The 23,188-nt window shown below is 47.6% G+C and carries 23 protein-coding genes and 1 pseudogene; 14 read left to right on the top strand and 10 right to left on the bottom strand.

What is annotated here, in order from left to right; all coding sequences use genetic code 11:
• Window positions 1–85: 85 nt before the first annotated feature.
• The gene (locus FD01_RS04940) at window positions 86–538 is read right to left on the bottom strand and encodes a MerR family transcriptional regulator (protein ID WP_056962947.1); all 453 of its coding nucleotides are present in this window, start codon (window positions 536–538) and stop codon (window positions 86–88) included.
• Window positions 539–617: 79 nt separating this feature from the next.
• Here FD01_RS04940 and FD01_RS04945 point away from each other — a divergent pair, with 79 nt between their 5' ends.
• Window positions 618–1,346: an SDR family oxidoreductase gene (locus FD01_RS04945; RefSeq protein ID WP_054714581.1), complete on the top strand. Its 729-nt coding sequence runs from the start codon at window positions 618–620 to the stop codon at window positions 1,344–1,346.
• A gap of 81 nt (window positions 1,347–1,427) precedes the next feature.
• Here FD01_RS04945 and FD01_RS04950 read toward each other — a convergent pair whose 3' ends face one another.
• On the bottom strand, window positions 1,428–5,162 hold the full coding sequence (locus FD01_RS04950; RefSeq protein ID WP_056962949.1) for an MMPL family transporter: 3,735 nt from the start codon (window positions 5,160–5,162) through the stop codon (window positions 1,428–1,430).
• Window positions 5,163–5,177: 15 nt separating this feature from the next.
• Window positions 5,178–6,236 carry an amidohydrolase family protein gene (locus FD01_RS04955; protein ID WP_054714579.1) on the bottom strand — a complete coding sequence of 353 codons (1,059 nt, stop codon included), beginning with the start codon at window positions 6,234–6,236 and terminating at the stop codon, window positions 5,178–5,180.
• 221 nt (window positions 6,237–6,457) lie between these two features.
• Here FD01_RS04955 and FD01_RS04960 point away from each other — a divergent pair, with 221 nt between their 5' ends.
• Complete coding sequence (locus FD01_RS04960) at window positions 6,458–7,063, top strand: TetR/AcrR family transcriptional regulator C-terminal domain-containing protein (RefSeq protein WP_056962951.1); 606 nt, start codon at window positions 6,458–6,460, stop codon at window positions 7,061–7,063.
• A 42-nt stretch (window positions 7,064–7,105) separates the two neighbouring features.
• Here FD01_RS04960 and FD01_RS04965 read toward each other — a convergent pair whose 3' ends face one another.
• Window positions 7,106–8,785, bottom strand: coding sequence for an ABC transporter transmembrane domain-containing protein (locus tag FD01_RS04965; protein WP_162257339.1), 1,680 nt, complete (start codon window positions 8,783–8,785; stop codon window positions 7,106–7,108).
• A 106-nt stretch (window positions 8,786–8,891) separates the two neighbouring features.
• On the bottom strand, window positions 8,892–9,458 hold the full coding sequence (locus tag FD01_RS04970; RefSeq protein ID WP_056962955.1) for a cadmium resistance transporter: 567 nt from the start codon (window positions 9,456–9,458) through the stop codon (window positions 8,892–8,894).
• Between the two features lie 186 nt (window positions 9,459–9,644).
• On the opposite strand from FD01_RS04970, the gene FD01_RS04975 reads away from it, so the two are divergent.
• Both FD01_RS04975 and FD01_RS04980 read left to right on the top strand, forming a co-directional pair.
• On the top strand, window positions 9,645–10,418 hold the full coding sequence (locus FD01_RS04975) for a sunset domain-containing protein (RefSeq protein ID WP_056962957.1): 774 nt from the start codon (window positions 9,645–9,647) through the stop codon (window positions 10,416–10,418).
• An 8-nt stretch (window positions 10,419–10,426) separates the two neighbouring features.
• Window positions 10,427–11,353, top strand: coding sequence for a DNA/RNA non-specific endonuclease (locus FD01_RS04980; RefSeq protein ID WP_056962959.1), 927 nt, complete (start codon window positions 10,427–10,429; stop codon window positions 11,351–11,353).
• Between the two features lie 30 nt (window positions 11,354–11,383).
• Here FD01_RS04980 and FD01_RS04985 read toward each other — a convergent pair whose 3' ends face one another.
• Entirely contained in the window at window positions 11,384–11,710 is a 327-nt protein-coding gene (locus FD01_RS04985) for a PTS sugar transporter subunit IIB (protein WP_054714560.1), read from the bottom strand.
• Window positions 11,711–11,756: 46 nt separating this feature from the next.
• Entirely contained in the window at window positions 11,757–12,146 is a 390-nt protein-coding gene (locus tag FD01_RS04990; RefSeq protein ID WP_054714558.1) for a tautomerase family protein, read from the bottom strand.
• 102 nt (window positions 12,147–12,248) lie between these two features.
• On the opposite strand from FD01_RS04990, the gene FD01_RS04995 reads away from it, so the two are divergent.
• The 10 genes and pseudogenes from FD01_RS04995 to FD01_RS05035 all read left to right on the top strand — a co-directional run bounded on the left by FD01_RS04995 (window position 12,249) and on the right by FD01_RS05035 (window position 19,821).
• Window positions 12,249–12,989, top strand: a complete 741-nt coding sequence (locus FD01_RS04995) for a LysR family transcriptional regulator (RefSeq protein ID WP_056962961.1) — start codon at window positions 12,249–12,251, stop codon at window positions 12,987–12,989.
• Window positions 12,990–13,057: 68 nt separating this feature from the next.
• Window positions 13,058–13,864 (top strand): annotated as a pseudogene (locus FD01_RS05000) (Cof-type HAD-IIB family hydrolase).
• 12 nt (window positions 13,865–13,876) lie between these two features.
• A complete protein-coding gene (locus FD01_RS05005; protein ID WP_056962963.1) occupies window positions 13,877–14,749 on the top strand; it encodes an AraC family transcriptional regulator in 873 nt (290 codons plus the stop codon).
• 67 nt (window positions 14,750–14,816) lie between these two features.
• On the top strand, window positions 14,817–15,434 hold the full coding sequence (locus FD01_RS05010) for a sugar O-acetyltransferase (protein WP_054714552.1): 618 nt from the start codon (window positions 14,817–14,819) through the stop codon (window positions 15,432–15,434).
• Window positions 15,427–16,218, top strand: a complete 792-nt coding sequence (locus FD01_RS05015) for a Cof-type HAD-IIB family hydrolase (protein ID WP_054714549.1) — start codon at window positions 15,427–15,429, stop codon at window positions 16,216–16,218. Before FD01_RS05010 ends, FD01_RS05015 begins: the two co-directional genes overlap by 8 nt.
• 151 nt (window positions 16,219–16,369) lie before the next feature.
• Entirely contained in the window at window positions 16,370–17,245 is an 876-nt protein-coding gene (locus FD01_RS05020; protein WP_056962965.1) for a DMT family transporter, read from the top strand.
• A 100-nt stretch (window positions 17,246–17,345) separates the two neighbouring features.
• Window positions 17,346–18,401 (top strand): A/G-specific adenine glycosylase, encoded by a 1,056-nt coding sequence (mutY, locus tag FD01_RS05025; RefSeq protein ID WP_056962967.1) that lies wholly within the window; start codon window positions 17,346–17,348, stop codon window positions 18,399–18,401.
• Window positions 18,401–19,039 (top strand): NAD(P)H-dependent oxidoreductase, encoded by a 639-nt coding sequence (locus tag FD01_RS05030; RefSeq protein ID WP_054714546.1) that lies wholly within the window; start codon window positions 18,401–18,403, stop codon window positions 19,037–19,039. Before mutY ends, FD01_RS05030 begins: the two co-directional genes overlap by 1 nt.
• Window positions 19,032–19,208 (top strand): hypothetical protein, encoded by a 177-nt coding sequence (locus tag FD01_RS16365; RefSeq protein ID WP_164480461.1) that lies wholly within the window; start codon window positions 19,032–19,034, stop codon window positions 19,206–19,208. Before FD01_RS05030 ends, FD01_RS16365 begins: the two co-directional genes overlap by 8 nt.
• Window positions 19,209–19,287: 79 nt before the next feature.
• Window positions 19,288–19,821, top strand: coding sequence for a DUF308 domain-containing protein (locus FD01_RS05035; protein WP_056962970.1), 534 nt, complete (start codon window positions 19,288–19,290; stop codon window positions 19,819–19,821).
• A 572-nt stretch (window positions 19,822–20,393) separates the two neighbouring features.
• Here FD01_RS05035 and thiD read toward each other — a convergent pair.
• The 3 genes from thiD to FD01_RS05050 are packed head-to-tail and all read right to left on the bottom strand — an operon-like array spanning window position 20,394 to window position 23,175.
• A complete protein-coding gene (gene thiD, locus FD01_RS05040) occupies window positions 20,394–21,215 on the bottom strand; it encodes a bifunctional hydroxymethylpyrimidine kinase/phosphomethylpyrimidine kinase (RefSeq protein ID WP_056962972.1) in 822 nt (273 codons plus the stop codon).
• Window positions 21,216–21,275: 60 nt separating this feature from the next.
• Window positions 21,276–22,334, bottom strand: coding sequence for a hypothetical protein (locus FD01_RS05045; protein WP_054714540.1), 1,059 nt, complete (start codon window positions 22,332–22,334; stop codon window positions 21,276–21,278).
• Window positions 22,327–23,175, bottom strand: coding sequence for a hypothetical protein (locus tag FD01_RS05050; RefSeq protein ID WP_056962974.1), 849 nt, complete (start codon window positions 23,173–23,175; stop codon window positions 22,327–22,329). Before FD01_RS05050 ends, FD01_RS05045 begins: the two co-directional genes overlap by 8 nt.
• Window positions 23,176–23,188 lie beyond the last annotated feature (13 nt).

Consider the following 23,188-nt stretch of genomic DNA (forward strand, 5'->3'; position numbering starts at 1 on the left):
CAGTAACGTCTTAAAATCACTAGTATCAGTCACTACGCGTTTTTGAACAGCCACTACCTAATAAACAGGTTGAATGCTTTTGCAGTTAAACTTCTGAATGTTCAGCGAGATATTTTTTTCGCCACTTTGGGTCAACTTGAGTGGTGCCAGGCTTAAAGAAGATTTGTTCCGTTCCGGCCTCGTTGGCATGGGCATAGTACCATTTCTTCCAGCGCAAGAAGGCGAGGTTAGCTTGTAAGACTTTGATCTTAGCCTCTAGGGCCGCCTCTTGTTCGATCATGAACGCGTGGCGCTTTGGCAAGGTGTCGTCACCAGCCACACACCACGCCATGAACTGGCGGATCGCTTTTAGCGGAATGGCAGAGCGTTTCAAACAGTCGATCACTTCTAAATAGCCGAGGTCATCGTCGGTAAAAATTCGCTGGCCTTGGGCATTGCGCTTCACGAAGGGGAGCAGTCCCGATTCATCGTAATACCGCAACGTCGCCACAGTGACGCCATATTTTTTAGCCATATCGCCAATTGAATAATTTTTCATAGTTCTCCTTGACCTCAAGTATACTTGAGCACTTATTATGAATTTTGTCGAAGAAATAATCAAGGAGAATAATTTTAAAATGAAACCATTAATTGTGATCACTGGTGCGAGTTCGGGCTTTGGGGCCGAAATGGCCAAAATGTTTAATGCACAAAATCACGCATTGTTGTTGATCGCGCGGCGTGTCGATAAGATCAAAGCGTTACCGCTAGACTTTACTAACGTGCGCGTGGCGAGTGCGGATGTGACCGATCGCGTGGCGTTAAAAGCTGCTATCGATCAAGCTGTCGCTGAGTTTGGGCCCGTTGATTTATTAGTGAACAACGCCGGCGTCATGTTGTTGGGCAATGTCACCTTGCAAGACCCGGCTCAGTGGCAACAAATGCTCAACGTCAATGTGATGGGCGTATTAAACGGGATGCAAATTGTGTTACCAGACATGATTGTCCGTGAAAGTGGGACCATCATCAATATTTCATCGTTGGCTGGCAAGAAGACTTTCGTTAACCACGCCGCTTATGTCGCTTCAAAGTTTGGTGTCCATGGGTTGTCTGAAACCATTCGTGAAGAAGTGTCTGGCCATAACGTCCGCGTGGCAATGGTCGCGCCAGGTGCAGCGGAAACTGAATTGTTAGGCCACACGACCGATACTCAAGCCATTAAAGATTATGATGGCTGGAAGCAAACCATGGGTGGTGTGACGCTTGATCCCAAACATGTGGCCGAAGCGGTGAACTTTATTTATCAAATGCCACAAAGTGTGAACGTGCGCGAAATTGATATCGCAGCGACCCGCCAAGATAGTTAACCCAAAACGTGTTTCGTCTGAAATCGTTAAAGGTAGATGTAAAAAATCCGCCGCAAGCCTGCGACGGATTTTTTCGTTCAACTATTCGTTTTTCCGATCATAAGTCAAGGTGATGCCAGCAGACATGGTGATTGGTAACACAAACACTAGGATCGTTAACCCGATCATTACCGCGATAGCCACTTGAATCAAAGTAAGCACACCAGATGGCATCAAGGCAGCAAAGGTCCCACCTAAAATGATCGCCGCTGAGATCACGACCGCGCCAATGACACCGGCGGCTTGCGTGATGGCGATGCGTGGTCTGGACTCAACGCCAAACTCGCGGTACTTCATCATTAAGAAAATGCTGTAGTCGACGCCTAATGCGATCAACATGATGAAGGCGAAGAATGGGGTGGTCCAAGTTAACTGGGATTGGTCTAAGATCACGGTACTGAGCCCGCGCGTGATGGTCAACGAGGCAAAGTAAGCAAACAACAAGCTTAACAAAATATAAACCGGTTGTAGCAAAGAGCGGGTGACGAAGATCAACGCAATGGCGATCCCGATCACCATGATCGCAGCGGTGCGCATAAAGTCACTTGTCGCAACCGTTTTGGTGTCAGAGGTAAAGGCTGTTTGGCCACCAACGGCAACTTTGGCATTTTTCAAGCTGGTGCCTTTGAGTTGGTTTTTGACTTCTTTTTGCAAGCTGTTTACTTTAGTTAACGCTTCTGTCGAAGATGGATCAGCTTTTAATACCACCGTTAATTGGGTCGCGGTTTGATCCTTGGACAAGTATTGATCAAGGGCTGGCTTGAAGGCCTTACTCTTAAGCGTCGATTTTGGAATGTAGAATTCTTTCGCCGAGGTCGATTGCTTCAAACCGGTTAGATAGCTGTTGGCTTGGGTGACGCCAGTGTTGATCTGAGTCAGCCCATCAGTGGCTGAGCCTAAACCAGTTTGCAAGGCCTTCATTTGCGTGGTCAACCCAGAAAGCGTGGTGTACATGGTTTGTTGGCCGTTGCGGACTTGGACTAAACCAGCAGTTAGAGATGGGACACTGGCGTTGAGTTGATCAGCACCGGTGGTCAATTGTTGCGCGCCACTAGTTAAGCTGCCAGAGTTGGCGTTCACTTGGTTTACTCCGTTGGCGACGGTGTTAACGCCGGTGACATATTGACTGACCCCGCTAGAAAGCGTTGAAAGTTGTTGGGTCATGCTGGAATTGCCGATGGTTTGAGCGATCGTGGTTTGATCGGTCAAGTCAACGCCTGACCCATTAACGCCACTGTTGAGTTGTTGGGCGATCGAGACGGCTTCATTGGAATTGGTTTGCAAGGTTTTTAAACCCGTTTGCAATTGGGCAAAAGCGGTAGCGACTTGGCCGAGCTGATCGGCTTGCGTGGATAAGTCGTCAGCTTGATCGAGCATGTTTTCAGCCGAATTCATCAAGGCTTTGGCATTGGTCAATTCTGATTTTAATTCATTGATTTGCGCGTCAGTTGGCAAAACTTGCGCCAACTTGTCCAATTGCGTGAGATCTGGCATTGCCAAATTGCTGGTTTGGTTAGCCATCCCGGTCATCGCCGTGTTGTTCTTTTGTAAATTATTCGCTAAGTTGGCATTCGCTTTGGTCAAAATGGTTTGTGCCGCTTGTTTTGATGCAGTTGAGGCAGTGTCATCATCAATGATCGCCTGCGCTGCGGTGATGATCGCCCGTTCAGCACTGATTGCGGCGACATTGCGCGTCATCACTTGCGTCATTGAAGACTTGACGGTATTTAAGGTGCTTTGCAAGGCAGTTGCCTTAGTTTGTAAACTGCTTAAGTTCGCCTTGGCACTTTGCAGTTGATCGAGTAATTTGATGGCGGCGTCCAATTGAGGTTCTAGCTTTTTAGCTGAGGCCAGTTGGGTGCGCATCGTTTGTGATTCTGATGCCAAGGTGGTCAATTGACATTGGGCGCTGTTGAGCTGATTTAAAGAACCTGCTTGGCTAGATAAAGCCGAGTTGATTTGGTTGATCCCGCCGTTGATACCAGTGGTATATGCCGTTAAGCCGGCCACCGCCATCGGCAGTTGTGACGTTTGTTGCGTCAACGTTGAAATGCCAGCGGTTAATTCACCGGATTTGTCAGCTAACTGCGTGGTGCCAGCATTGATTTGCGCCACGGCGTTGGTGTATTGGCCTAAACCATTTTGCAAGGTGTTGGCACCAGTGGCCAATTGCGTGGTGCCGCTGTGCAATTGGTTTGAACCAGAAATCAATTGGTCAGTTCCTGAAATCAGTTGCTTGACGCCATTTAGTCCGCTTTGCATGTCAGCAGACGCTAATTGTGATTGGGCGGACTTTAAACCGCTGTTGATTTGCGAAATGCCTGAGTGGGCTTGATCCATACCAGTTGTGACAGTGTTCAGTTGCTTTTTGACATAAAGATCTGAGATTTCACTGCCGCCTGGTTGGGTCACTGAGGTCACGGTTTTAATGTCAGGATCTTGTTTGAGTTTGCGCGTCAGTTGATCGATCACTTTCAGCGTTTCATTGTTGTTGAGTTTGTGATCGGCTTGAATATAAATCGTGGATGGTTCGGCAGTCCCTTTGGAAAAATGCTTTTGAATCAGTTCAAAGCCTTGTTTGGCAGGGGCGTTATCGCTTAATTCCACCACGGTGTCGTAATTGAGATCGTTGTTGTAAAGTAAGGCGACTGGTACCGCGCACCCGAGCATCAATAAAATGGCGATGAGCGGATGTAAGATTGATTTAGCAGATAACCATTCCCAAAGTTTGGAGTGGCTTGCACCAGAGAGGTTTTTCACTGGCCAAAACATTTTGTCACCTAAAGTCGCCATGAAGAAAGGATTCAAGGTCAACAACACCAAAAGCAAAATCGCGATCCCGACTGCGACGCCGACTGCGGAGCGATAAATTGAGAACTTGGCTAAGCCTAAGACAGAAAAGCCGATCAAAACCGATGAGCCACTATATAAAATCGTGTGGCCGGCGACTTTCACTGCCTGCTTTGTGGCTTCAAGTTTATCAAGGCCTTGGGCGAGCTCTTCTTTAAACTGGTCATACAATAAAATGTTGTAGTCAGTCCCGATCCCAAACAAGATCACGACCATAAAGGCTTGCGTGAAAGCTGACAGCGGAAAGCCGAAGTGTTTGACCAAGTTCATTACGACACTTAAACTCGTCAACATCGCCACGCCGACAGCCGTCAAGGAAATCACTGGGACGATCGGCGAGCGGAAGACGATGATCAACACCACGAAAATGAAAATCGCCGCGATCACTTCTGTTTTTTGAACGCCGGCTTCCGTGGCTTCATTGAAAGATTCGTTTAAAATATCCCCACCGGTGACGGAAGTGGTCACATTGTGGGTTTTGACGGCTTTGGTCAATTGCGTGGTCATCGCTTGAACGGTGGTATGCTTGCTGACCATCAGCTGCACGATTTGGGTGGTGCCATCTTTTGAAACCAGCTGCTTTTTGGTTTCAGCGTTGTCGCTTGGGGCCATGATGCTGGTGATGTGATAGTGCGACTGGTTGTTTTGCAGTTTTTCAATGGTGGCATTGATGCTGGTTTGTTGGGCTTTGGTCAGCTTGTGATCACCATTGCTGAAAACCACGGCGACTTGGCGTGCATTACTTTGACCCTTGCCCCATTTATTTTGAATGGCAGTGGCCACTTGGCTTTGCATGTTGGCCGGGATCGTGGTGTTGCCGTGATCGCGCACCAAAGTGGTGATGTTGGGCATGCCGATCATCGCGGCTAAGCACACCACGACCCAAACGATCAAGGCGGCGCCATGGTGTTTGAAGAACTTTTGCATATTGGGGATGGCCTCCTAAAGGTGGAAAAGTTGCGTGGCGTTGTCAGTCAAGATCTCGCGCTTCAATTCTGGGGTCAAAATGTCTGCGCCATTCATCATTTGCACGATCATGTCTAGCATCATCGGCACTTGTTGGAGCTTTTTGAAATGCTCATAGAAATGATCGAATTTATGAGCGGTGGCGACGAGTTGCCGCTTTTTATCCGCTTTGGGATCTTCAGCATTGGTGATCACACTGAGCAGTTGCGTCGATAATGTCGCGCTGGTATAAGGAATGTCGCTGCCATATAAGATATGTTTTTCATCAGTCAGCGTCATCAGCATCGGCAACTGGCGCGGGAAGACGGCACCGGCAGTATCAAAGTACACATGTTTCATTGCGGCAAACATATCCGATTGATATTGTTCTTTGACAAAGGTGGCGTCGCGATCAGCGAGGATGCCTAAGAAGGCACCGGCGTGAGGCACGATCAGTTGAATGTCAGGGAAGCGGTCGAAGAAGTGATACTTCAATAAATTCATGAACGTCATCGTGGTGTCGATGAAAAAGCCCATTAACGGCGTCGGCATGTCGATATTGACGTTCATTGGCAAGGCAGCGGGTTGATTGGGATGCAAGGCGACGACGGCATGCGCGTCATTGAGGCGTTGGTACACTTCATCAAAAATCGGCGGCCCAAAGTAAATGCCACGGGTGTTGGTCGGCACCGTGAAGCCGCGAGCGCGGTGTTTCAATGCCCAATCAATTTCTTCAACCGATTCGTTGGTGTAAGGCAACGGAAGGGAGGCTAAGTAACCGAGTTTGTCTGGATGGGCGATACTAAGTTGTTCGCCTTCAACGTTTGATTGCCGCGCAATTTCTAAAGTTTCCGCTTTATCGCCGAAGTTGAAATGTGGGGAGGATAACGAAAGCAGTGAGTAGCTGATGTGGTTTTTGGCCATGAAATTCAATGTGGTAGCTGGCTTCCAAGCAGGCGTTGGCCAACCATCTGGATCACCTGGAATGTGGCGGTTTAATGTATCGGTATAAATTTTAGGTAAGTAGTGCGTATGAACGTCGATAATGTCTGACATGATAAATCCCTCTTTTTTTAAAATGAACACGCTGTTGATTACGAGTTCTAGCGTACGACCAGCAACCTGAGGGAACAATAATCAAAATTTTCAGAACTGTTGAGTTAAATGTCATGTAACGTTGAAAGCCTGATGGCGTCGGAATTTTAGCTCAACACGTTGTTGATTTAATTTTTTCAATCCGGCATACTAAAGGCGAAAAATAATAGGAGCGTGTCGTCATGCATCAAAAAGTTGTCGAAACCGAAGCGGCAATTCAAGCAGCTTTCATCGCATTACTGCAAACCAAAGCCTTTGAAAAAATCTCTGTCAGCGACATCACCAAGCTTGCACATATCAATCGGGGCACTTTTTATCTCCATTACGTTGATAAGTACGCCTTGCTTGACCATTATGAAAATCATTTGATCGATCAGATTCAAGACTATTTCACCAATGACTTTGAAGGGACGATGACCTATCAATCGGTTAAAGAAAATGGGGTCTACACTTACCCAGTCGTGCAAAAAACAGTCGGTTTCATCCATCAAGAATTTGCGTTGTGGCAAGTGTTGTTGGGACTTAATGGTGATCCGCGATTTGAGCTGAAGCTTAAACGCATCATGAAACAAGCCATCAGCAATGGCTTAGATCGCGTTAAAGGTGATATTTCAGTAACGCGCTGTATTCCAGAAGACTATGCTTGGGAGCTGATCATTTCGGGGATGTTTACCATTATTAAAACTTGGCTGCGCGAAGATGATCCGCAAAATCCTGAAGCGATCGCGGATATTATGATGAAGACCCGTTTTTTAAGCCCATATGATTTGTTAGGCATCAAAGACTAGAAAACGCCACGCTCAGTGAAATCTGAACGTGACGTTTTTGCATTATCTCAAGTTTAATGTGCGTAAGGCTTGCATCACGGTGTCATCGTGAAGGCGGCCTTGTGCGATGACTTTGCCATTTGCTAACACGATGATCTCATCAGCTTTGGCAAAGGTAGCCGCATCATATTGATGCGTGATCAAGATGAATCCTTGCGCCATGCTGAACAGGTCAGCTTGTAGTTGTGCCGCAATGTGCGGATCAAGGCCGGTAGTCAATTCATCGAAAAGCATGAACTGGTAATCGCTCAATAACAGTCTTGATAACGCCAGTCGTTGTTTTTCACCGCCGGATAACAGTGGCGTTTCTGATGTAAGTTGATCGTTGAGGTCATGATGGCTTAACCACGCCCCCAAACCCGCTTGGCGTAAAGCTTGCGTGACTGCGACATCAGATGGTGTTGGATCGAACAAGGTGACATTATCTCGAACGCTTCCGGCAAAGATATCAGGCTTTTGCGTCATCATGCCTAAAGTATGGTAGACGATTCCGCGATTGAATTGGGTGAGTGGTTGACCATATAGCCGTGCGGTGCCACTGATGGGTATGAGCTCCCCTAACAAAATGCGCATTAACGTGGTTTTGCCGCTACCACTAGCGCCCACCACCAGATATTTTTGATCAGGCGCAAAATGAAGACTCACATCTTTGAGCAGGTGTTGCTCATCCACTTCATAATTGACGTGATCAAGGGTCAGAAACGCCGTGCTAGCTGGCAAGTGAGGGATATGGACAAGCGTCAATGCGCCATCATCAGGACTGTTCAATTCAACTTCAAGCGCTTGGGCTTGTTTGCGGCCCCCATAGAACTCTGCCAGCAATTCCGTCAGCATCGCCATGGGCCAATTAAATAAGCTGGCTAATTGTGAAAATGCTACTAATTGGCCTAACGTGATCGTCCCTTGGCGGACGAAATATGCCCCTAGTAGCCATGCGCCGAGATACATCACATCACCTAAGAAATCTGAGATGCCACTCGTGATTTTTTGCACGCGTTGATCATGAATCGCAGCTTTTTGAACTGCCAAGCTTTGCCTATCGTGAAGGCGCGCAAATGGTGGGGTCGATAAGGCGTATTGAATGGTGGTAAAGCCTGAAAGCATGTCCGTCACGGTACTGGTATAGTGTTCGATGGCGTTGACGACTTCGGATTTCGCGGATTCGAGCCAATGTTTCACTAAAAATGGAAAAATCAAAGCTGGCACACTTAATAATGCGACGCCAATCGTGATCACTGGGTTGATCAAAAAAGTCCCTAACACGGCCATTATCAGCAAACTGACCAAATAAATCGCCCGTAAAATCACATGGAAATAACTTTGCGTGACCACATCGACTTGTTTAGTGAGTTGCGCGACGTATTGGCCAACTTGTTTTTGATGGAAATGCAATGGGCGCAATTTGTGGTAATGGGCAAACAAGTCTGCGCGCAGTTCACGTCCAATTCTAGCCGGCAGTGATTCATTCATATATTCGGCAGCCCCATCAGTTAAGGCTTGAATGACCAAATAAATGATCACTGCAGGCACAGCCAAGGTGAAACTGAGCCGACTGGTCCCAGTGGCAATATCGGTGATCAACTGTAAGACGTAAGAATAAGCCACTAACACTGCCGCAGCCAAAACACTGACCAAGGCGGCAAAAGTCAAACGCCAAGGGTGACGAAATAAATACTTGAGCATGTTCATTCCATAAAAAAAGCCTCGAATAGATTTCGCGGCCAATTATCCTTCGTTTCTATTTACGTGCAGAATACCACAAACGCTTTCAGTGGCGCAATATGAGAGCTCAAATCCAGCTGATCAACTGATGGATCAGCCCGCTATCCCAAAACACGTAACCGCCGATGGCAACGTAGATCACTTTCATTAAAGGCTCGCCGAAGCGATTCATGACGCGGGTGACCACAGGTAATTCAGCGATCGCATTGATCACCCAAACGATGAGCACGGTCAAAATGGTGATGAAAATCAATGTGAGTGCGAACTGCATCCATGATTCACCCGCCAACACCGGCAAGAAAATCGCGAGGTTACACCCGGCACACACGGATAAATAAGTGATCAACACGGTCAGCACTGAGGAGTGGCTGGTTTGTTTCTGGGTAGCGTCATCGTCGTCATCATGCAAGGCCATATAAATCGGCAAGATGCCCAAAATGCCCAACGCCCATTCAGGCAGAAACGCGGCTAAAGTCTTGCCAACCAGAAAACTGGCGGTCATCAGGATCAAAATGCCGATCCAATAGCCCAGCAACACTTGCTTAAAACGATATTGCTTCAGTAAAAAAATTAAGATGAAGAAAAAATCCAAATTCACGCTGAGAAAGGTCAGTGCTAATACCCAGTAATTCATGTTATCCCTACTTTCACGGGTTTCAGTATAAGCGCAGAAAAAATGGGATTCAAGGGAAAGTTAGCCGTTCCTAAAACTGAGCTGGTGGTCAGTTTTAAAATAATCTGATGAAAAGCGCGCCGCATAGCTATTCGCATCTTTGAATATTAGGTATGATAAAGGTAACCCTGATGGAGGAGTGAAGAAATGAATAATGTGTTTATGATCCTGGTGCTCGCCAGTTTTTTTGCCGCCCTTTATTTTGGCGTGCGCTTTGGGATCACAAAGTTTCAAAAACAGGCTGGCCACCATTTTGGACGGAATGGGTTGATCAGCTTAGGCGTGTTGGTGATCAGTGCGATTGGATTTGGAATCAGTGCGCCAGCCACTGATTTAACACCAACGCAAGCGACTACCAAAATCCGCCAAGCGCTGAAGTTAGATCATACGCTTGATGCTAAGGCTGAAGCTGCCGACAAACGCCGTACGAAGTTAAGCAAACAAAAGCGGTTGTTGTTAGCCCAGGTTAAAAAAGCCGAACTTGCCAAAACCAAAGCGGAAGACAAACGCGATGCCACGAGCACGTCAATCGTCACAGCTGAATATAAGCAGTCTGAGTCTGAAAGCCGTGCGTCGTCTTCAAGTTATGCAGCAGCTTCTTCTCGTGCGGAGGAATCTAGTCGACAAGCTGCCAGTGCTTCCAGTCAAGCCGCAGCCGCTGCCAGCCAAGCCGCGGTTTCATCAAGTCAAGCTGCCTCACGAGCCGCTGCTGCAAGAGCCAACACCAATACGAATCACACGGCACCGGTAAACAACGGCGATATGAATACGGGCAACTCGCAAAAAATCGTCGGCAATATCAATTCCCATATTTATCATGTGCCAGGCCAAGCGGGCTATCGGATGAATTCAGCCAACGCGGTTTACTTTGACACTGAGCAACAAGCCATCGCTGCGGGTTACCGCAAGTCGAAGCGCTAGGGGGAAGCATGAAAAAATTACTTACTGCATTGTTAATGACTGCCGCCGTGCTCACTGGGTGTGGTCAAAAAACCGCCAGTGACGCGCAAGTCAGCTCGATCAGCCATTTATCTAAAGTCAACAAATCTGAATCGCGCGCAGTTGCTAAGAAAACTGAAAAGAATGCGAGTCTGGAAGCTGATATTTCCAGTTTACAAAAGCGTTTGAATCGCGATCATGAAAAGGCGAAGTCAGCTTCAGAAGATGAATCTGAATTAAAATCGTCTGCGGCCAAAGAGAACAGCGAAGTTTCAGCAAAGTCTGTTTCTGAAGCCAGAAAAGCTGCCGCTCAAGCCAAAGCCCAAGCGACGCAAAATAACGAAAACCTGGCCAACCGTAACTTCGCTGGCCAACAAGAAGTCGTCATCAACTCAGACAACCCAGGTTTTTCTCAAGCCGACTTATCAACGGCTAGTGGCGCTTGGGAACGCTACACCGATCTCGATAACTTAAATCGAGCAGTCGATGCCAATGCGTTGTTGAATCAAAGTTTGATGCCAACCGCCAAGCGTGAAGGCTTAACTTGGGATCCGACTGGTTGGCACAATCGTCGCACGGCTCATGGTTGGTTGTATAACCGCAGTCACTTGATCGGGTTTCAGTTAAGCGGGGAAAACAATAACCCCAAAAACTTGATTACTGGGACCATGTCGTTGAACAATCCGTTGATGTTAGCTCATGAAATGGATATTGCCACTTATTTGAAAGCCTCTAGCAGCCATTACGTGCGCTATGAAGTCAAACCTTGGTATCGCGGGAATGAACTCGTGGCGCGTGGTGTGCAAATGCGGGCGCAAAGCCTCGGAGATAACTCGATTCACTTTAACGTCTATATCTTCAATGTGGAATCTGGTTACAACATTGATTATGCGACTGGTACCAGTACCACTAACTAAATCACACGAAAAAACGTCTGAAATTATTTTTCAGGCGTTTTTGGGTTCTGTCATTAATTTGATCGCTAAAGCCATGATCGCTTCGCCGTTCATCGTGCCGTAGTCGTGATTCGGCATCACCGTTATCGGCAAATCAAAGCCTTCCGCAGCAGATTGAATTTGGCTGAGCATAAAGCGAATCTGCGGGCCGATCAATAACACATCTGGTTTTTCGTTGAGGAGGCGGTTGCGAGTATCTGCAGCAGGGCGGGCGACGATCACGTCTTCTCGGCCTAAATCTTTTGAGGCTTGTTGCATCCGCTTGGCTAAAATTGAAGTGGACATGCCACCGGCGCACATTAATAAGATTTTAGACATTTGTTAGCGCCTCCAATACGTTTTGTTAAACGTATTTTAGCGCATATCAGCCGTGAATGTAACGAAACTCTTGGGTTAAACCACCATATCCCCAAGAATCTGAGGCGACATCTTGTAATACGATATAGCTAGTCGGTTGTACGTTGGGCAATAATGCGGCCATTTGTTGATAGGCGGCTTTAACGAAGGCAGCTTTGTCATCGCGTGAGTTGGTTGAGCTGGTGATTTTGATTTCAATGAAGAAACTGGATTGATCAGGTTTTAAAGCGTGGCCGCCGATAAACCATTGTTTAGGATCTTGAAATTGAACGTCGACGGCAGCGACACCGGCATTTTTCCCTAATTTGGTCACGGCGAGATCGGTTAACATTGAAACAATTTGTTGTGCTGACACGTGTTGGTCAGCAGTGGCGATACGTACTCTTAAATATGGCATATGATTGTTCCTCCTGAATGACTTTAATATAAGCGTTTGGCAGACTTTGCGGAATGATCAAATCATGCTATGCTTATCGCAAATTGTGATAAGGGGTGCGCTATGCAATTACAAGATCTGACCGTGTTTCAAAAGTTGTACCAATTGCGTTCAATCAATCAAACTGCGGCGGCGTTAGGGTTTGCCCAGTCGAATATCTCGGCACGCTTGAAAGTGATCGAATCAGAATTTGGCGTGCAATTGTTTGACCGGACGCCACAAGGCATTGTGCCGACGCCTGCTGGGGTGCAGTTTGCGGAATATGCTGATCAGGTGATTCACGCAACGCAAACAATTCGCGACCAATTGAATGCGCGGGCGGTCAAACCGAAGATTTTAATTTTCAGTTTGCTGTTTGATTACTTAGTGGTGGAGCAGCAAGCATATGGGTTAGATCAAGCGGACTTTGAATTGACCAGTTCCACTGAAATGGCCAGTTTGACTTATTGTGATGCGCGTCAAGTGATCAGCTATGCGCCATTTCATGTAAAAGGTTATCAAATTCACCAGTCCAGTCAGCTCAGTGCTGGTTTCTTGAAAGGCGCCCACGCTGACGCGGAAGATTTGCCGATTTTGGTGAATGCCGATCATCGGTGTCCCTTTAGACAGCGGAGTTTGAAGTTTGCAGCAAGTCGTGGCATCAAAGTGCAAGAAATCGATTCCTGGTCGAGCATCATGCAACTCGTAGAACAAGGCCGAGGGGTGGCACTGTTGCCCAATTATCTGACCAAGTCGCATTCCTTCACCGTCGTTTGGCCGATGCATCACTACAATATTCGCTATACGATTTGGACAAAACTGTGACCCTTTGCTTCGAAATTTGTCCGATCGAAGCGACTGGGTGTGATATCCTGACCAAGAGGTGAACACATATGATCAAAATCATTGCTATCGACATTGACGACACATTATTAACGAGCCAACAACAACTGCACCCCACGACGGTTCAAGCAATTCATGATGCGCACGCCCAAGGAATCAAGGTGGTGTTGTGTTCGGGACGACCGCTAGCTGGATTATTGCCGTGACTACAACAATTAGGGATCGATGGGCCGGATGAATATGTCGTGTCCTATAATGGTGGCATTGTGCAAAGCGTATCCGGAAAAGTTATCTCTAAGCACTTGCTGGATAATGCGACTTATCGCCGCTTATTTGAATTTGCGAAATTACACAATGTCCCGTTCAACGTGTTAGATGATGAAAGCAATATTTATACTGCTGATCGTGATGTGAACTGGGTGATCGTCGCTCAAGCTGCTGAAAATTCGGCAGGCATGTTTATTCGGACACCAGATGAATTGCCTGAAGATTTTACCATTACCAAAGGCTTGTTTGTCGGCGATCCTGATCAACTTGATGCGATTCAACCAGCCGTTGCGCGTGAATTTGCTGATTGTTATGTCGTACGCGCTGGCCAGCCATTTTTAGAAGTAATGCATGCCAACGTCAATAAAGGTGCAGGGCTGCATGCGTTGGCCCAAGCGCTGAACTTCACCGCTGATGAAGTCATGGCCATCGGCGACGAAAGTAATGATATTCCGATGTTTGACTATGCAGGGTGCGCTGTAGCCATGGGCAATGGTTCTGATGCCGCCAAAGCACACGCTGATCATGTGGTAGCGACCAATGATGAAGGCGGTGTGGCTGAAGCGATTCGTCAATACGCATTGCGTTAAGGAGGCTAACTGATGAGCGTGGCTTATGAACAAGTGCAGCAAATGCCGCGCTTGCCGTTTAAATATTATGTGCATGATCCATTGACCAGCATCGATGTGGCGCCGCATTGGCATCCAGAAATCGAATTGAATTTTCTGGTCAGTGGCGGCGACTTAACTTTTGTCACCAATGGGCATACCACGGTGTATCATCCCGGCGACGTGTGGGCGGTAAACCGCCGCGTTAGCCACAGTGCCACTGGGGATCCCACGAAGTTATGGGATGAGTTTGGTTTGATCATCGATGAGAAATTCTTGCAGACGCGCCTGCCAGCTTCAGCGAATTGGTATCTGCACTTGCAAGGTGGGCAATCGGCTGCCTTAGCACCAGAAGCTTATGTCGAATTCAAAAAGCATTTTTTGGCGATCCGCGCAGAAATTGCTGGGTGTTTATCAGATAATGCGCGGCTGATGGTGTTGAGCCATTTTTATGCGATGCTGGTGCTACTCGATGAGCATTTTGCCACAGCCATGAGTGCCCAAGAAATCACCCCGAATGCCAACTTGGTGGATGCCGTGATGGTGAAGATCAATCGTGATTTCGCAGATGCCTTGTCTAGCGCGCAACTGGCCAAAGATTTCCACGTGTCGCAAACCACTTTAAATCAACAATTCAATCAAGCCCTACAAATGCCGGTCAATCAATATATTCGCCAAGTGCGATTGATCAACGCGCGCCGCATGTTGTTAGAATCTGATGCGACGATCGATTACATTGCGACGCAAACCGGTTTTGGTAGCGTGAAGAGTTTAATGCGTAATTTCAAAGCTTGGAAGCAAGTGACGCCGACTGCTTATCGCCAAGTGGCACGCGATCATCCTAATTTTGACACCACTTGCTTTTAAAAATGACCACTGTTGATCAGCAATCTTGGTATGATACCGCTTGTAAACCATTGCAGGAGGGTTTTAAATGAGTGAAAAAGAACGCATGTTAGCTGGGCGTTTATACAGCGCCAACGACCCAGAATTACAAGCAGCACGTCAACGCGCGCGTAACTTGGTTTTCCAATTCAACCAATTGGCACCAGATCAGCGGGATCTTCAATCAGGCTTGTTACAAGAACTCTTCGATGTGCCCAGTGGCGATGCTTATGTCGAAGCGCCGCTGCGGGTCGATTATGGCAAAAACACCCATCTCGGGCATAACTTTTACGCCAATTATGATTGCATTATTTTAGACATCGCGCCAGTGACCATCGGCGATAACGTCTTGTTTGGCCCACGGGTCAGCGTGTTGACTGCCGGGCATCCGATCGACAAAGATGTGCGCAATGCGGAATTGGAATTTGGTAAACCGATCACTATCGGTAATAATGTGTGGGCAGGCGGCTCAGTCACGATTTGTCCAGGCGTGACCATCGGTGCCAATGTGATCATCGGCGCTGGTGCAGTGGTAACGCGCGATGTCCCAGCTAACATGGTGGTCGCAGGCGTCCCTGCATGTCCATTGCGGCAAATCAATGACAATGATCGCCGCGATTGGCAACAAGCCCAAGCTGAGTATCTCAAGGAGAAAGCCAATGATTAAACTCGTTGCAGTGGATATGGATGGCACGTTCTTGCGTGCGGATCAAAGTTATGATGAAGCGCGCTTTGCCCAACTTTTTGCGGAAATGACCAAGCGCAAAATGCATTTCGTGGTGGCTAGTGGCAATCAATACTTCCATTTAAAAGCTAGTTTTCCTGATTACCCAGATTTGATCTATATCGCCGAAAACGGCGCGTACATTCGTGACGCCCATCAGATCTATCAAAAAGCGGTGTTCACCCAAGCGCAGTTGACCCATATGCTTAATGTGCTCAAAGATTTTCCAACGTGCAAAGTCCTGTTATCAGGTGTGAATTCCGCTTATGTCTTAGCTGATAATGACCAAGCCTTCATCGATGATCGGCATTTTTATTATGATCAGTTGGCGACAGTGACTAGCTTTGACGAGGTTGATGACGAAATACTCAAAATCGGCATCACTTGCCCCGATGATGAAACCGATCAAATCGTTGAAGCGTTGCGTGAACCACTCAAAGGCGTCGCCGAACCGACCTCTCGTGGACACGGCGATATCGATTTGATCCATCCGGGCATTCATAAAGCGGCGGCACTGGCCAGTTTAGGCAATTGGTTGAAAGTCGACCTTGAAGACATGGCCGCTTTTGGGGATGGCGGCAATGATATCGAAATGTTGAAGGCGGTTGGCTTAGGCGTCGCGATGCAAAATGTCACCCCAGCCGTCAAAGCCATCGCTGATGATGAAACTGCCGAAGATAACGAAGGCCAAGGCGTGTTGAATTATCTTGAACACTTATTGAAATAATCATAGCGTCGAGCCCATGTGCTCGGCGTTTTTGGTGTATAATGTTCTTTTCAGAAAGAAGTTAGCCACATTGATGTTCGCGCCATTATTTGAAAACGATGTGCCTTTTGCCTGCCGTTGATGGATTTACGACAGTTGAAAGGATAAACAATTGAAACAAAATAAAATTATCGGTGCCTTGTATTTGAGTTTTGCTGCCAGCATTTGGGGCGGAATGTTTGTCATCGTCAAAGATATTGTTGGCCAGATCTCGCCGATCCAATTGGTGTGGTTGCGGTATTTAGTCGCGGCACCAGTGTTATTGCTGTTTTGTCTCGTGATGCGCATCGATTGGCATTGGCGCAAACAAGATGTTGGGTTGATGATTTTGATTGGCTTGATCGGCAATACCTTGTCGATCGTGACGCAAGAAACTGGGACTTGGCTGTCCAGCGCACAACTGGGCTCTGTCGTCACTGCGGCGACTCCTGCATTTATGGTGCTGTTTAGTTGGGGCTTGTTGAAGGTGCGGCCAACGCGCGGCGATTGGTTGAGTTTGATTTTTGCGATGCTTGGTGTGATTTGCATCGTCGGCTTAAGTTTTTCAGTACGCGGCGTGTTGTTAGGCGCGCTGATGTTGATGATCGCAGCGCTCACTTGGGCGTTGATGTCCGTGTTGATCCGCAAAGTTTCGCCTGATGTCAATGCCTTGCAAGTCACCTTAGTCGGCGTGCTGGTCGCGTTGATCACCTTGACGCCTTGGGTGTTGATGCACGCACAAGTGTTGGCTGGGGTGAATTTCTTCAGTTTGCATGTGGGCTTGAGCTTGTTATATCTTGGCGCGATTTCCACAGCATCGGCATTCGTGATGTGGAATGTCGGCTTTCGGAAAATGGCCAGCAACTTATCTGGGTTGTTCTTCTTGTTTCAGCCGATCGTCGGGGCACTGCTTGGTTCAGTATTTTTAGGCGAAAATTTAGGCATCGGGTTTGTACTTGGTACCGTGATGATCGGCGTCAGCATTATTGTTGCCGTGAAAGTGCAATAAACGTTAATTGTCAGTCTGAAACCTCAGGCTGATTTTTTGTTTTCACATCACCTATTTACTTACGGTTGCAAAGTATCTCACGTTTTCGTAGGATGAAGTTATGTGGAATAAAGACAAAATTCAAGCGTTTCGTCAAACGCTATTAAGCTGGTACGACCAAAATAAACGCGACTTGCCTTGGCGCAAAGACCATGATCCTTATCATGTGATGGTGTCTGAGATCATGTTGCAACAAACCCAAGTCAACACCGTGATCCCGTATTATCAACGCTTTATGGCGCAATTTCCAACGGTTCAGGATTTGGCAGATGCACCAGAAGACCAAGTATTGAAGGCTTGGGAAGGATTAGGCTATTATTCGCGCGCTCGCAACTTGCAAAAAGCAGCGAACCAAATTGCCTATGACCATGCAGGGGTGTGGCCAGAAACTGCCAGTGAGCTCACGAAACTAGCTGGCATTGGCCCTTATACGGCAGGCGCAATTTCAAGCATTGCATTCAATCAAGTCGAGCCGGCCATCGATGGCAATGCCTTTCGCGTGTTTGCGCGCCTGTTTTGTATCGAAGAGGATATCGCGCAACCTCAAACGCGCAAAGTGTTCGATGATGTCATTCGCCAAGTGATCGATCCCAAGCGACCAGGGGATTTCAATCAAGCGATTATGGATCTGGGGTCTTCTTACATGAGTGCCAAAGACCCAGATCCTGAACACTCACCAGTTGCGGACTTTGATGAATCTTTCAAAACTGGTCGCGTGTTGGAGTTCCCAGTCAAAACGAAGAAGAAGCCGCCAGTGGTGGTGCCTTATTATGCTTTAGTCGTACAAAGCCCAGCAGGCTACTTATTTATTCAGCGGCCAAAAACGGGGATGTTGGCTAACTTGTGGATGTTCCCATTGGTCGAAGCATCAGACGTGGAAGCGGCAGGGCAGGCGTTTGAACAGCTGAGCGGGCAAACATTAATCTTTACGGATCCGCAAAAGCCGTTAGTCAAACATACCTTTACTCATCGCCAGTGGCAAATGACATTGTTAGTGGCTGAATGCCAGCCGTTTGATGTTACCCAGCTCAATGGTCAGTGGGTGCCGCGGACCAAAATCAATGATTTGGCGATCCCAACCGTGCAAAAGAAATTACTCAAGGAGGCTCTAGCCTGATGAAAACTTTAATCGTGGTGGCGCATCCCAAAATCGATGATTCCAGCTCGCAAGCCTTTTTCAAAGCTGGGGCAAAGTTAGTTGAAGATGCGACTTGGCATCCATTAGTTGAACCATTTGACGTGCTTGAAGAACGCGCACTGTTGATGGAAGCAGATCGGATCATCTTACAATTCCCATTGTACTGGTACCAAGCACCGAGCAGCTTGCCCAAATGGTTGAATGAGGTGTGGTCTGTCGACTTTGCCAGCCACTTGCAAGGCAAACAACTGGCGGTGGTGTTAACGCTTGGCCGGCAACTGCAAGATTATCAACCAGGTGCGGCAGTGGGCGTGACCTTGTCTGATTTGTTATCGCCTTATGTCGCCTTGGCGAATACTTGTAACATGACTTGGGTGCCGCCATTGATCGTGGCGCAGTTTGCGAGGATGACTGAAGCTCAGCGGCAAAGTCTATTGATCCGGTATCAGCAATTTTTGAGCTTACCTGATACGCATTTTCAAACTATTAGCCAGTGGTGGGTGGACCAACTCAGTAAGCGCCCAGAAGCAACCCAAATTGCAGAAACGTTGAAAGAGCGCCAAGCACATTTGGCCAGTTTGCGGCAATCGGTGAAGGAGGCACAAGGCGATGAGTGAAGGCGAGTGGTTATTACAAGAGGCTGAACGCTTGGCGAATGAAAGTCAGACTTATGAAGACGTGGCGTTTTACACGGAACTGGCGCATTTCATCGAAGTGCAAGATCGTCGCATCGACCAAGCGCAAGGTGAACTTGATGGGATGCTTTGGAATCACGAAGGCTGGTAAAAAGTTCAGTCATTAGACCGAGGCATGAGCGCTTCAATTTGGTAAGATTAAAGTATCGAAGACCAAAAGGAGTCTCATCATGTTAACGAAAATCAACCAACTATTTAAATCAACCTTTGCCCGGGTGGCGGCTTTAGCAGTCGTCGGGGTGTGGTTCTTAATTCTGCCAGACACTGTTTATACCGTGCTCAAGTGGGTGATCGTCGCCGCATTGTTAGCCGCAGCGATTCCTGGTTTGATTACTGGGTTAAAGCAGCGTCATGCGACAGGAAACGGCGGCTGGGAGTTGACCCGCGGGGTGACATTACTGATCGCGGCTGTGTTAGTGGCGGCCTTGTTGAAGCCGGTGATCAGTATGTTGCCAGCATTGATCGGGATCATGGTGATTTTATTTGGGATCAACAAAGTGTCCTCCGCTAAAAAAGATCAACGCTTCATCAACGTATCACCGTTGCCACAGATCATTTACGGCATCGTGGTGATCATTGCCGGTGCGGTGTTGTTGTTCAACCCATTCCACGCCGTCTTGGTATTGTTTCAAGTCACCGGCGCTTTGATGTTGGTGATGGCGGTGATGGAAGTTGTCACAGCGATTCGCGCCAAACGCAATTAAACCAAAATCAAGCCAGCTCAGAAAAAAATCTGGGCTGACTTTTTTGATATGTGCTTCAAAGGCACAACAAATCCACGAAACAGTTGTCCATTTCGTGGATCTGCGACTTTAACGTCGATTCAATTACGTGCTTGCGGTTCTTGATGTATCAAGGACGTTTCTGCGGGCCTTGGCTTCTTGGGCCTTAACCACTTTGATCGCTAAACAGCTCTGCATTGCCTTTCGCAAACAGGCTTGCCCTTGCTTCTCATGTTGCCATGAGGATGGTGCTCCCAGCAGTTACTTGGTATGAGTCCAATCCGGACCCTTCTATGCCGGCACTCTGAAACCAGAGATCCAGCGGAGCTGAACCGTTAAGCTCAGACGCTGTGGGATCGTCTCTGCAGTTTAGCGGGCACTTCCGCCCGTCGCGAAGTGGTACGATCGACCTGCGCTAAGTCGAACACTCCTCCTGATTTTTAGTATACGCTTACAATTAAATTAAAGTCAAGTACTTTTTGTTACCGATCTCAAAATAACTTCTCGTTCATAAAAAAATCCCTTGCTAACAGGAATCAGCAAGGGAATTTCTTTTAGTATTCAGGCTTTTGCAAGTCGTTGGCCCAATGATTGATCGGACCGAACTTGTGGCCGACAGGAATTTCGTTTTCAATGGCTTTGTCGACAAAGGCTTTGGCGATGCGAATCGCGGATTCGATATCTTGGCCTTTAGCAAGTTCTGAAGTGATCACAGCAGACAAGGAATCGCCAGTCCCGTTTTTGCGGGTGGTTGGGAAGTAAGGACCTTCCAACCAGAATTCTTTGCCATCTGCCAACAAAATGTAATCGCGGACCACTTTTTGATCGTCGGAATCATGGCGACCTTTGATCATGACGTTTTGAGCGCCCATGTCGTGGATCATGTGAGCGGCTTGCTTGATCGTGGCGTCATCATCGAGCTTCAAGCCAGTCAAGTGTTCAGCTTCATAGAAGTTCGGCGTGATCACGAAGGCTAACGGGATCAGTTCTGACTTTAACGTTTCAAAGGCTTCAGTTTCCAGCAACATGTTGCCATGCTTGGTGGAAATCACGGGATCTAAAACTAATGGGCCGAAGTCATACTTTTTCAAGTTCTTGACGACGGTGTTGATGATCGCAGAGTCTGCCAACATGCCAGTTTTAGCGGCGCGAATGTGGAGGTCTGCGGCTAAGTCGTCAAATTGGTGATCGATGAACGCCCCAGGCATGACCATTGAATCGTGGATGCCATACGAATTGCCAGCAACAGCAGCGGTTAAAACTAACGTGCCATAAGTGCCGCGCATGAAAAAGCTGTGTAAATCAGCTTGTGCGCCTGCAGAGCCGTCTGAGTCGACGCCTGCAATGGTTAAAACTTGCGGAAATTCATTTGCCATGGGATGATACCTCGTTTTTCTAGTGGAGTGACACCATCATACTAGCAAATAATCGGAAAATCAATTAAAAGCACGACGTTGTGGCAAAATTGCTTTCAACCATTCGCCTAAAAACGGATATTTGGCATTGAGTTCCAACACTTGTACGGTCGGTTGCGGATAATGCAAGGTGATCGTATCGCTGTCAGCGTTGGACACCACACTTAAGGCTTCATGGTTTGGTAAGGCCAATTCATAACTGCCTTGGGCTTTACCTTGGCGCATTAAGATCGCGTGGTTGGAGGCGATGACAAAGAGCTCATCAAGTGCTGGCGCGATTTCACCAGCATGGACAATCACCTGCAAAGACAACGCGTGGCCGACGAGTTCGTCTGGAATCGTCGTGGAACTCCAAGAGAAGGTATTGCCATCAATGTTATCCGTCCCCAGATCCATCCAATCATGGCCAGCATCATCTTGCACATGGAAAGAATCCACTGCCGCACCATTTAAGTCGAGGCTTAAAGTGATGTCCCCGGCATTATCCACATGGGTGCTGGAGGACAAGGTGGTCAAGTTGTTGTACTTGGTCTTGAAGGTCAAGCCGTCCACTGGTTGTAAGACCGTTTCGTCAACGGTTTTAAAGCCGTAGTCCGCGGCATACAACCCGCGAACCAAAGTGCTCAGAGCGGTCAGTTGATTGTCATCAAATGGACTGGTTTGATCATCTTTGGCTGTGACTTGCAGTAAAGTTGGCAAGTTGCGGGCCAACATCGTTGCGTTGTCCAACAATGGGGAGTCAATCACCAACAGTGGCAGATTGTCAGAATCCGTCGCCAAGTAAATCGTGATTTGAGAATGCCCCGACGTGCGGATTTCCGGGGCGAGCCACAAGCGTTCGGCAAAAGCCGGATGCAAGTCAGGCAAAGCAGTCAAAGCTTCCAGTAACTTGTCGGCTAACAAGCTGGTATAGCTCAAAGTCAACTGCGCTAAGGCTTCTTCATTGGTGCCAAAAATCGGGGAATTGGTCAGCTTAGCAAACGCATCGGCGTAACTTTCCGTGATTTTGATTCGGGCGTCTTTGGCAGACAAATGGGTCGTGGCGATGGCTTGGATATGTTTATCGGCGTAATTAAGCATGAGCATCCTCCTTTTTGGCTAATGCCTTCATGAAGTCAGCTTTCAAATTGGCCAAAATGTTTTCAAATTGAGAAATGGAACTGTAACTGGAAACCACGGCTTGGTATTCATAACGCGTGATCGCAGCACTGACTTGCATCGCGCGCTTTTTAGCGTCAAATTCGCTGTCGGCTTGCGCCTTGGCCTCGTTGAAGCGTTGTTGTAAGTCAGCTGGCGCTTGCACGCGACGGCGGGTAGTTTGGGCTGGTGCTGGGGTTTCTTCGTCATCATCGTCAGGGTCGATGAAATTCTTCAACAAACCGCGGAAGGAACCAGAAGCTGAGTTGGTAGTGCGGGTTGGTTGTACGGTTTCTTCCACGCTGGCAGCTTCCAGTTGGTTATGCAGATCATTGACGGTTTGATAAATATTTTTGCGTAAAGCTTCTAATTGATTATCCAGATAATGTTCAGGATCTTGGGCAAAAGCCACCAGTTGCGGCAAAATGTTGCGTTCTTGTGGTGTGGCTTGGTCGATGGTGCGGGTGAACACACTTAATTGACCGAACTGCCGGCGGTGGTACCAATCGCCAAAATAAACTTGTCCGTCGTCGGACACTTCAAAAAATGGCACATGTTCACGTAAGAAGGCGACAAACGCTTTTTGCAAGAAGTCATGGAGCTCATCTTGCGCTCCTTTGTCGTAGGCTAAGATATAGCCTGGAGTTTCAGTTACTTCCAAACGCAGGCTAGAGGCGGTTTTGTCGATGCCTTGATACAAGCGATACGTCGACTGGTCCTGCCAAGCCTTGGCGAAATCGTTGAAAAAAGTTTGTTGATAGGTCAAGCTAGCTTCTACTGTCATCGAAATTACCTCA

Source organism: Lacticaseibacillus manihotivorans DSM 13343 = JCM 12514 (genome assembly GCF_001435035.1).
In the GTDB taxonomy this organism is placed as follows: domain Bacteria; phylum Bacillota; class Bacilli; order Lactobacillales; family Lactobacillaceae; genus Lacticaseibacillus; species Lacticaseibacillus manihotivorans.

Bases quoted from the DNA above. Each gene is read 5' to 3' on its own strand.
- FD01_RS04940 (WP_056962947.1), bottom strand. From the start codon at position 538: ATGAAAAATTATTCAATTGGCGATATGGCTAAAAAATATGGCGTCACT.
- FD01_RS04945 (WP_054714581.1), top strand. From the start codon at position 618: ATGAAACCATTAATTGTGATCACTGGTGCGAGTTCGGGCTTTGGGGCC.
- FD01_RS04950 (WP_056962949.1), bottom strand. From the start codon at position 5,162: ATGCAAAAGTTCTTCAAACACCATGGCGCCGCCTTGATCGTTTGGGTC.
- FD01_RS04955 (WP_054714579.1), bottom strand. From the start codon at position 6,236: ATGTCAGACATTATCGACGTTCATACGCACTACTTACCTAAAATTTAT.
- FD01_RS04960 (WP_056962951.1), top strand. From the start codon at position 6,458: ATGCATCAAAAAGTTGTCGAAACCGAAGCGGCAATTCAAGCAGCTTTC.
- FD01_RS04965 (WP_162257339.1), bottom strand. From the start codon at position 8,785: ATGCTCAAGTATTTATTTCGTCACCCTTGGCGTTTGACTTTTGCCGCC.
- FD01_RS04970 (WP_056962955.1), bottom strand. From the start codon at position 9,458: ATGAATTACTGGGTATTAGCACTGACCTTTCTCAGCGTGAATTTGGAT.
- FD01_RS04975 (WP_056962957.1), top strand. From the start codon at position 9,645: ATGAATAATGTGTTTATGATCCTGGTGCTCGCCAGTTTTTTTGCCGCC.
- FD01_RS04980 (WP_056962959.1), top strand. From the start codon at position 10,427: ATGAAAAAATTACTTACTGCATTGTTAATGACTGCCGCCGTGCTCACT.
- FD01_RS04985 (WP_054714560.1), bottom strand. From the start codon at position 11,710: ATGTCTAAAATCTTATTAATGTGCGCCGGTGGCATGTCCACTTCAATT.
- FD01_RS04990 (WP_054714558.1), bottom strand. From the start codon at position 12,146: ATGCCATATTTAAGAGTACGTATCGCCACTGCTGACCAACACGTGTCA.
- FD01_RS04995 (WP_056962961.1), top strand. From the start codon at position 12,249: ATGCAATTACAAGATCTGACCGTGTTTCAAAAGTTGTACCAATTGCGT.
- FD01_RS05005 (WP_056962963.1), top strand. From the start codon at position 13,877: ATGAGCGTGGCTTATGAACAAGTGCAGCAAATGCCGCGCTTGCCGTTT.
- FD01_RS05010 (WP_054714552.1), top strand. From the start codon at position 14,817: ATGAGTGAAAAAGAACGCATGTTAGCTGGGCGTTTATACAGCGCCAAC.
- FD01_RS05015 (WP_054714549.1), top strand. From the start codon at position 15,427: ATGATTAAACTCGTTGCAGTGGATATGGATGGCACGTTCTTGCGTGCG.
- mutY (WP_056962967.1), top strand. From the start codon at position 17,346: ATGTGGAATAAAGACAAAATTCAAGCGTTTCGTCAAACGCTATTAAGC.
- FD01_RS05030 (WP_054714546.1), top strand. From the start codon at position 18,401: ATGAAAACTTTAATCGTGGTGGCGCATCCCAAAATCGATGATTCCAGC.
- FD01_RS16365 (WP_164480461.1), top strand. From the start codon at position 19,032: ATGAGTGAAGGCGAGTGGTTATTACAAGAGGCTGAACGCTTGGCGAAT.
- FD01_RS05035 (WP_056962970.1), top strand. From the start codon at position 19,288: ATGTTAACGAAAATCAACCAACTATTTAAATCAACCTTTGCCCGGGTG.
- thiD (WP_056962972.1), bottom strand. From the start codon at position 21,215: ATGGCAAATGAATTTCCGCAAGTTTTAACCATTGCAGGCGTCGACTCA.
- FD01_RS05045 (WP_054714540.1), bottom strand. From the start codon at position 22,334: ATGCTTAATTACGCCGATAAACATATCCAAGCCATCGCCACGACCCAT.
- FD01_RS05050 (WP_056962974.1), bottom strand. From the start codon at position 23,175: ATGACAGTAGAAGCTAGCTTGACCTATCAACAAACTTTTTTCAACGAT.